Raw genomic sequence first — 7,385 nt, 5'->3', positions numbered from 1 at the left:
CGGATGCGAACTCGCGCAGGGCTGTGACGTGCGCATCGCACACGAACGTGCGAAACTCGGCAACCGAGATCAACCTCGGCATCATGCCCGGCGGCGCGGCACGCAACGACTCGCGCGGTTTGGTCGGTGAGGGGCAGGCCATGCGGTTGATTCTCTCCGGGGAAATCATCGACGCGGAGGAGGCATACGACATCGGGCTCGTGGACGAAGTGTGCGCCGACGACGAGTTCGAGGACCGCGTGTACGAACTCGCGGACGGATGGCCGACAAAAGCCCGACGGCGCTCGAACTGGCGAAGAAGGCGGTCAAAGCAAGCAGTCGGATGGACTTGGAGGCGGGCATCGAGTACGAGGCCGAACTGTTCGCCCTGTTGTTCGCCTCCGAGGACAAAAACGAGGGTATCGACGCCTTCCTCGAAGACCGCGACCCGAGTGGCAAGAGCGGTAGTTACGGCCCACCGATGAGCGTCGCTCGCTCGCGGTAGGTTTCGAACACGTCTTTCGCCCACGCCATCGCGTCGGAGGTGTCGTTCGTGAGGAGACCGCGGAGTTCACCCGGTCGTCGTAGACGACGAGGCTGACGCCATCCCGTTTCCTTCGGTGACGATGAGACCGAACGGAAGCGTCGTGTCTAGCTCCCAAATCGAGACCTGGTTCGACGCCAGTGCTTCGTTCAACCGCTCGCCGTAATCGGTGATGAGATATTCGACGACCGGACGTTCGAGCACCAACTCGGCGGCCATCCCTCACCGACGGTGCGGTCGTGAAACAGTTCGACGTACTGCGGAAGTGCGACGGGCGAGATACCCAACACCCGGTCGGCATCGGAAACCATCTCCTCGAAATATCGGAGAGGATGGTTCGGTGCGTGTCGTTCGGCGAAAATCGTCGTGGCGTCTTCGACGAGTTCGATGGACACCCTCGAATCGTTCGGAGAACCGAGAGCAGTTCTCGGGTTCGATTGACGTCCTCGGCGACGCTTCGAAACGCGCCGTACTCGGATTCGAGCATCCGCCCGCGAGGGTCAACGCGAGACCCTCGTCGGTTCGTTCGACGAGTTCGTACTCGTGGAGTTCCCGAACCGCTTTGTAAACCGTCGAGCGGGACACGTCGAGTTCGTCCCTGAGATGTCGTTTCGGTATCGGCCCCGACGCGAGAGCGGTGAGAAATCCGGCACGCTTGACGACTGTCGAAAGCAACACGTCCGGACGCTCACCAGAATCGTTCATACTCATCCATCGATTCTTCTCCTCCCTTAAAAAGGTGTTTTTAAAAAACAGTAACAATTATAAACATCGGTTAGTTTTCGAGACGGGTTTTCGACTTCGAACCTCGTTTGGTTAATTAAAGTAATAATCATCTAGTATTATTATTCAATCGTTCGGACTCGGTTCGGACACCGGTCCCCGCTACGTGTAGGCCCGACACTCCCCGTCGCCGGACTACCTGACTGCAAGGAGGGAGAAATGGTTACGAACACACATACGAACCACCACGACGACACATGCGTTTCATCGACAGCGGAACTGTTCTCGATCTACGGACACCATCGGCGACGTATCGCCCTCCGTTATCTGTTGGACCACGAGTGTCCGGTTTCGTTGGACGAACTCGCCACGTTCGTCGTCGAACACGAAGCCGTCTGCACTGACGACAGACGATGTGTGTCCATCGAACTGCACCACAATCACCTGCCGCGACTCGACTGCCATGGCTGCATCGAGTACGATATCGACACGAACACCGTGGAGCGCGCGTTCGACGACCCGACGCTCAAAACCGCCTTCGAACGTGCCACTGGTACGTTCGGGTGAATGTGAGGTGCGGCGGTAGAGGCCGCACCCGTCAGAAACACATTGCAGTACCGACTGCCTGCTGTGACAGTGAAAACACCGTCCGCAGGCGTTCTCGGGATGTGACTGTTAGGATATATGTCTTTGGTTAACAATCCGGAGTTGTCGATTTATACTGTATTTCTTCGGACATATAAGCGACCAGACGGGGGCACGAGCGCAAGGTTTAGGCGCACTTGTCGAGCAGTGTTCGGTATGGCGATTCACAGCGACTGGGGAGACTGGCTGCCACGCGCGGTCGAAGACGCGACGCCGGAGGGTTTCTCGCTCTGGTATCTCGGCTGTAACGGATTCATCCTGAAGGGGAGCGACGGAACGACGCTGTTCATCGACCCCTACGTCGGGACCGGTGACCCACCGCGAACGGTGCGAATGATCCCCGTTCCGTTCGACCCAGACGACGTGACGGAAGCGGACGCGGTGCTGGCGACCCACGAACACACCGACCACGTTCACGGGCCGAGTCAAGCCCCCATCCTCGAATCGACGGGCGCGACGTTCTACGCGCCGGACGACAGCCTCGCCGTCGCGCGCGACGACGAGAAGTGGACCGAGGAGTGGGACGTTTCTCCCGACCAATTCGAAGCGGTCGAGGAGAGCGACACCTTCGAAGTCGGCGAGTTCACCGTCCACGTCGAACCCGCTCACGACGACGACGCGACCCACCCCGTCTCCTACGTCATCGAACACGCGTCGGCCACGTTCTTCCACGGCGGCGACACCAAACCCGGCGACGAACTCGCCGCCATCGGCGAGGAGTACGACATCGACCTCGGCGTGTTGGCGTTCGGCTCCGACGGCTGGATTCCCGACAAGGAAACCCGCGAGCCGAAGTACACGAAATGGTACAGCGACGAAAACGAAATCGCCGCCGCCGCGGACGCCCTGCAACTGGACTGCCTGCTTCCGACCCACTGGGACATGTGGAAAGGACTGACGGCGGACCCGACCGCGCTCTACGACCACACGCGGAGTTACGACTACCCCGAGTCACTCGAAATCGTAGAAATCGGCGACCGCGTTGACCGTTAGTGCGAGTGGCCGGTCGCCTGCTCGAATGTGATGCCGATTCGGTCCTCGAACAGTTCTCGCGCCTTTTCCTCGATGGCAACGACGTCCTCGCTGGGTTCGCCCTGCGTGTGGTGAACGGCCGCGTGGGCCTGCTGGACGAACGAGACGATAGCCATGTCGCCGACGACCGTTTCGCGGGATTCGTCCTCTTCGCGGAGGAGGTCGATGAGTCCCGGCGGGAGTTCGATCTCGTCGCTGTTGCCGTCCGGTCCTTCGATGGTGTACGTTTCCGTTTCGACGGAGTCGGTATCTACCATACCTCCGCTTTGACGTGAAGCGTTAAGGGTCTGTGGATGCCGACTGCACCGCGACCGCGGGTTCAAATTTGTGTCCGTATCGGTACAAGCCATCCGTAACTTTTCTCGAACCAATTCGGTGGAATTCGTACCAAAGGCCACTTAACGCTGTATTCGGTAGGGAGTAGCGATGAATCTGAAGGAGAAAAATCTCTTTCGTACTATCGTGACACAACTACCCCCCGACCCGTCGTCACACGCACAATGGCATCGTTAGTTCTCGTCGTCGCCGTCGCGCTGACGGCATCGATGTTCATGTCGTGGACGGTGGGCGCGAACAGCAATTCGGCGCCCGTCGCACCCGCCGTCGGGGCGAACGCGCTGTCCGTCCTCCGCGCCGCGCTCTTGGTCGGGGTCGTCGCCGGACTCGGGGCCATCGTCCAGGGCGGGAGCATCTCCGAAACCATCGGGAAAGACCTCGTGACCGGCGTGACGATAACGCCGGTCGCGGCCGCGGCGGCCCTGCTGACCGCCGCGACGCTCATCACCATCGGCAACACGCGCGGCTATCCGATTCCCTCGGCGTTCGCCGTCACGGGGGCGATGGTCGGCGCGGGCATCTCGCTCGGCGGGGGGTTCGCCACGGACGAGTACGTCAGAATCCTCGCCTTCTGGTTCACGATTCCTATCGCAAACGCCATCATCGCCTACAGCGTCGCTCGGACGCTCAGAAGCGAGTCGGTACCGGAATCGGTCGGCATCCCTCTGTTGGCCGGACTGGTCGGCTACGCCGTCGCCAACATTCAACTGACGGTGACGCCGAAACCGAACGGCGCGCCGGGGTCCATCGCCCGTGCGCTCTCGACCGACTGGCACCTGCTTCCGGACCACGTTTTCGGAAGCTACACCCTCGGCATGGTCGTCATCAGCGTCGGCTTCGGACTCCTCGCCCTCCTCGCTACGCGATGGGCACTCACGGGTAACGAGGAGAAGGGAATCAATCGGTTTCTGGTCGTCCTCGGCCTCATGGTCGTGTTCACGAGCGGCGGGACGCAGGTCGGTCTGGCGACCGGACCGCTCGAATCCATCTTCGAAACGGACCTTCACCTGTCCCCGGTGTACCTCCTCGCGCTCGGCGGCCTCGGCATCCTCGTCGGCGCGTGGACCCGCGCACCGCGCCTGATTCAGGCCGTCTCACAGGAGTACGCGTCGCTGGGTCCGCGTCGGTCCATCGCCGCGCTCATCCCCGCCTTCCTCATCGCCCAACTCGCAATCGTCCTCGGTATCCCCATCTCGTTCAACAAGGTGATGATTTCCAGCATCGTCGGCGCTGGCTTGGCCGTTCGCTCGTCCGGGTCCGGCGGCGGCGTTTCGGCGTCCAAAGCGGGCTACACGCTCGGCGCGTGGGTGTTCTCGATGGTCGGTGCCGGACTCATCAGCTTCGGTCTCTATCGCGTGCTGACGATGATTCCCGGGTTCACGTGAGAGCTCACGAGACCAGTTGGTCGAGTATCTCCTCTTCTGCCGCCGCCGTCTTCATCTCCTCCCACGTCTCGAACTCCGTCGTCTCCGCGACGTAGCCGTCGAGACGGTCGTTCGGGAGTTCGTCCATGTCTCCCGCCTCGTCGAGGTCCCACGAACCTCCCCGATAGAACGCGCGAAACGAGTCGTACTGGGTGTGAGTTCGCATGAACTCCTTCGAGAAGAACTCGTCTGAGTCCACCCGTGTTCCCGCCTGTAACTCGAAGACGCGCTCCTGTGCTTCTTCGAGCCGCCCGTGAAGGGGGTCCAGTTCGGAGACGCGAAGGTCGAAGTCCATGCGGGCCACTACTCGCGTCCATACACTAAACGCTGTGGCTGGACGTTCACTTCGCGGAAAAACGTCGTGCCTCGAATCCTCGATCAGTCGTCGGAGGCCGCCGCACCCTCTTGGGCGGCGCTCGCCTCGCCGATTTCGGCCGTCTCCAGATAGTCGTCCGCGTCGAGGGCCGCCTTACAGCCCATTCCCGCGGCGGTCACGGCCTGCTGGTAGTGGTAGTCCACCACGTCGCCCGCGCCGAAGATGCCGGGCACGTCCGTCCTCGTCTGGTCTCCGCCTTTCCCGCCTTGCGTTCGGATGTAGCCTTCCTCGTCCAGTTCGACGCCCGTGTCTTTGAGGTAGCCCGTGTTCGGCGTGTGGCCGATTGCGAGGAACACCGCGCCGATGTCGAAGTCGAACTCCTCGGTTTCGGGGTCGTCGAGTTTCTCGGACGGCTTTCCGTCGGGATTTCGTACCATCGTCACGTGGTCCACGCCTTCCTCGGGCGAGCCGTGAATCTCGGTGACTTCGGTGTTCTTCATGACCTCGATTTCGCCGTCGTCGACCTTCTCCTGCAGGCGGTCCTGCCAGTAGTCCTCGGCGCGGAACTCCTCGCGGCGGTGGACGAGGTACACCTTCTCCGCGAACTTCGTCAGGAAGGTCGCCTCCTCGAAGGCGGCGTCGCCGCCGCCGACGACGATCATCTCCTCGTCGCGGAAGAACGCGCCGTCACAGGTCGCACAGGTCGAGACGCCGTAGCCCATCAGTTCGTCCTCGCCCGGAATCGAGAGCGTGCGGGCGCTCGCGCCGCTGGCCGCGATGAGCGCGTCGGTCGTGTACACGTCGCCGTTCGTGAGCTCGACGCGGAACGGACGGGAGGACTCGTCAACGTCCTCGATGATGCCGGTCCGCACGTCGGCACCGAAGCGTTCGGCCTGTTCCTGCATGTTGTTGATGAGTTCAGGTCCGCTGATGCCGTCGGGGAATCCGGGGTAGTTCTCCACGTCCGTCGTGAGCGTCAACTGCCCGCCGGGTTCGTCGCCCTGCAGGACGAGCGGGTCGTTGTTCGACCGGGCGGAGTAGATCGCCGCGGTGAGTCCCGAGATGCCGCTCCCCGAAACGATTACTTTCCGGTGTTCCGGGTCGGAATCGACGGTTTCACCGCCGTCGGCCAGCGCGAGGCCCAGCTTTTCGTCCAGCTTGCCTTCCTCTTCGAGCGCGCAGGTTTCGTCCCAGCCGCCTATGAGCTCGTCGTCGATGAACACTTCCGGGGCGGTTTTCCGCCCGTCGGCGCGTTCGACCATCTCCTCGAACAGCTCCTCGTCGCGGGTTACGTTGTACGTCTCGTACTCGACTCCTTTTCCGTCGAGGAGTTCTTTGGCCTTATCGCAATAGGAACAGTTCTCCTTGATGTACATCTCGACACGAGGCTCTTCGTTCATGGTGCAATATCACTCGTCGTCGTGTATTTACCTTGCGCTGTCTCCCGTCGTTTCCGGTTTCACCGTCGGACTCGCTCGAAGCTCTTACCTTCGCGCTCCGCCACGATTCGGCTATGCCCGCAGAGTTAGTCGAGAAGACGAACCGCTACGAACGCCTGCTGTCGGAGGCGCTCGACGCCGCCGAAATCGCCGCGCCGACGGACACCCCGATGGGCGAAGCGGCGGTGGACTGCCGGGAGATGGCCCGGTCGTATTTGGAGGACGGGCGGCACTTCAAGGACGAGGGCGATTTCGTCAACGCGCTGGCGTCGTTTTCCTACGGCCACGCGTGGCTCGACGCAGGGGCGCGCATCGGCGTCTTCGACGTTCCCCGAGAGGGACATCTGTTCACGGTGTAGGCCGCATACTGAATCAGTAGGGCGATGCGCTTACGTGGGCAGAGTGTTTCGGTTGGGGGTGATGGAGGGCGTCCTCTGGTACGTGCTCACCGGTACCCGTGGCGGAGCCAACCGCGTTCGGTTGGTCCGGGCCGTCGACGAGCGACCACGGAACGCCAACCAACTCGCGGAGGACTTGGACCTCGATTACAAGACGGTTCGTCACCATCTGGACGTCCTCATGGACAACGGAATCGTCGAGAACAGCGGCGACGAGTACGGTGCGGTGTACCTGTTGACTGACCGAGTGCGACAGCACTGGGAGACGGTCGAGGAGATAATCGGGAAGGTGGAATGAGTATGGCCGAATCTGGGAAAGCATATATGCGAACACGATTACAAAGGAGGGACGACGGATGGGAATCTGGATAGACGTCGCGCGGGTTTCCACGGCGCTCAACGTGGTGTTACTTCTCGGCTTGAGCTACGTGTGGCTCGACAACTACCGTCAGTTTCAGTCGAAACAACGCTCGGTCTGTCGGTGTTCTCCGTCCTGCTCCTCGCACAAAACGCGCTGGCGTTCTACATCTACTCGTGGGATAACTTGTT

General features: G+C 61.5%; 10 protein-coding genes and 1 pseudogene. 6 read left to right on the top strand and 5 right to left on the bottom strand.

Translation table 11 applies throughout. From position 1 onward, the window contains the following. The first annotated feature begins 83 nt into the window (after nt 1–83). Nucleotides 84–484 (top strand): annotated as a pseudogene (locus BG842_RS16730) (enoyl-CoA hydratase/isomerase family protein). A 66-nt stretch (nt 485–550) separates the two neighbouring features. On the opposite strand, the gene BG842_RS27860 reads toward BG842_RS16730, so the two are convergent. Both BG842_RS27860 and BG842_RS27855 read right to left on the bottom strand, forming a co-directional pair. Next, nucleotides 551–742: a hypothetical protein gene (locus tag BG842_RS27860; RefSeq protein WP_083252600.1), complete on the bottom strand. Its 192-nt coding sequence runs from the start codon at nt 740–742 to the stop codon at nt 551–553. Between the two features lie 3 nt (nt 743–745). After that, nucleotides 746–1,228: a GntR family transcriptional regulator gene (locus BG842_RS27855; protein ID WP_083252599.1), complete on the bottom strand. Its 483-nt coding sequence runs from the start codon at nt 1,226–1,228 to the stop codon at nt 746–748. A 237-nt stretch (nt 1,229–1,465) separates the two neighbouring features. Here BG842_RS27855 and BG842_RS16720 point away from each other — a divergent pair, with 237 nt between their 5' ends. Both BG842_RS16720 and BG842_RS16715 read left to right on the top strand, forming a co-directional pair. Continuing rightward, the gene (locus BG842_RS16720) at nt 1,466–1,813 is read left to right on the top strand and encodes a hypothetical protein (RefSeq protein ID WP_069451650.1); all 348 of its coding nucleotides are present in this window, start codon (nt 1,466–1,468) and stop codon (nt 1,811–1,813) included. Nucleotides 1,814–2,047: 234 nt separating this feature from the next. Beyond that, the gene (locus tag BG842_RS16715) at nt 2,048–2,884 is read left to right on the top strand and encodes an MBL fold metallo-hydrolase (RefSeq protein WP_069451649.1); all 837 of its coding nucleotides are present in this window, start codon (nt 2,048–2,050) and stop codon (nt 2,882–2,884) included. Here BG842_RS16715 and BG842_RS16710 read toward each other — a convergent pair. Beyond that, complete coding sequence (locus BG842_RS16710) at nt 2,881–3,180, bottom strand: hypothetical protein (RefSeq protein ID WP_007977346.1); 300 nt, start codon at nt 3,178–3,180, stop codon at nt 2,881–2,883. The two genes, BG842_RS16715 and BG842_RS16710, sit on opposite strands and share 4 nt — an antisense overlap. Nucleotides 3,181–3,423: 243 nt before the next feature. Between BG842_RS16710 and BG842_RS16705 the strand changes: the two genes are divergently transcribed. Next, the gene (locus tag BG842_RS16705; RefSeq protein ID WP_069451648.1) at nt 3,424–4,644 is read left to right on the top strand and encodes an inorganic phosphate transporter; all 1,221 of its coding nucleotides are present in this window, start codon (nt 3,424–3,426) and stop codon (nt 4,642–4,644) included. Nucleotides 4,645–4,648: 4 nt separating this feature from the next. On the opposite strand, the gene BG842_RS16700 is transcribed toward BG842_RS16705, so the two are convergent. After that, nucleotides 4,649–4,978 carry a hypothetical protein gene (locus tag BG842_RS16700; RefSeq protein WP_069451651.1) on the bottom strand — a complete coding sequence of 110 codons (330 nt, stop codon included), beginning with the start codon at nt 4,976–4,978 and terminating at the stop codon, nt 4,649–4,651. 83 nt (nt 4,979–5,061) lie between these two features. Beyond that, the gene (locus tag BG842_RS16695) at nt 5,062–6,399 is read right to left on the bottom strand and encodes an FAD-dependent oxidoreductase (RefSeq protein WP_069451647.1); all 1,338 of its coding nucleotides are present in this window, start codon (nt 6,397–6,399) and stop codon (nt 5,062–5,064) included. Between the two features lie 113 nt (nt 6,400–6,512). Between BG842_RS16695 and BG842_RS16690 the strand changes: the two genes are divergently transcribed. Both BG842_RS16690 and BG842_RS16685 read left to right on the top strand, forming a co-directional pair. Then, nucleotides 6,513–6,797 carry a DUF357 domain-containing protein gene (locus tag BG842_RS16690; protein WP_069451646.1) on the top strand — a complete coding sequence of 95 codons (285 nt, stop codon included), beginning with the start codon at nt 6,513–6,515 and terminating at the stop codon, nt 6,795–6,797. Between the two features lie 61 nt (nt 6,798–6,858). After that, nucleotides 6,859–7,134: a winged helix-turn-helix domain-containing protein gene (locus BG842_RS16685; protein WP_007977355.1), complete on the top strand. Its 276-nt coding sequence runs from the start codon at nt 6,859–6,861 to the stop codon at nt 7,132–7,134. Nucleotides 7,135–7,385 lie beyond the last annotated feature (251 nt).

The organism is Haladaptatus sp. W1, from assembly GCF_001723155.1.
Taxonomy (GTDB): Archaea; Halobacteriota; Halobacteria; order Halobacteriales; family Haladaptataceae; genus Haladaptatus; species Haladaptatus paucihalophilus.
Note: the sequence above shows the minus strand (reverse complement) of the source record. Positions and strands in the feature narration are given on the sequence as shown.

What these genes read in the sequence shown, in the direction of transcription:
- BG842_RS16720 (WP_069451650.1), top strand. Translation starts at nt 1,466, where the DNA reads ATGGTTACGAACACACATACGAACCACCACGACGACACATGCGTTTCA.
- BG842_RS16685 (WP_007977355.1), top strand. Translation starts at nt 6,859, where the DNA reads ATGGAGGGCGTCCTCTGGTACGTGCTCACCGGTACCCGTGGCGGAGCC.
- BG842_RS16705 (WP_069451648.1), top strand. Translation starts at nt 3,424, where the DNA reads ATGGCATCGTTAGTTCTCGTCGTCGCCGTCGCGCTGACGGCATCGATG.
- BG842_RS16700 (WP_069451651.1), bottom strand. Translation starts at nt 4,978, where the DNA reads ATGGACTTCGACCTTCGCGTCTCCGAACTGGACCCCCTTCACGGGCGG.
- BG842_RS16715 (WP_069451649.1), top strand. Translation starts at nt 2,048, where the DNA reads ATGGCGATTCACAGCGACTGGGGAGACTGGCTGCCACGCGCGGTCGAA.
- BG842_RS16695 (WP_069451647.1), bottom strand. Translation starts at nt 6,399, where the DNA reads ATGAACGAAGAGCCTCGTGTCGAGATGTACATCAAGGAGAACTGTTCC.
- BG842_RS16710 (WP_007977346.1), bottom strand. Translation starts at nt 3,180, where the DNA reads ATGGTAGATACCGACTCCGTCGAAACGGAAACGTACACCATCGAAGGA.
- BG842_RS27855 (WP_083252599.1), bottom strand. Translation starts at nt 1,228, where the DNA reads ATGAACGATTCTGGTGAGCGTCCGGACGTGTTGCTTTCGACAGTCGTC.
- BG842_RS16690 (WP_069451646.1), top strand. Translation starts at nt 6,513, where the DNA reads ATGCCCGCAGAGTTAGTCGAGAAGACGAACCGCTACGAACGCCTGCTG.
- BG842_RS27860 (WP_083252600.1), bottom strand. Translation starts at nt 742, where the DNA reads ATGGCCGCCGAGTTGGTGCTCGAACGTCCGGTCGTCGAATATCTCATC.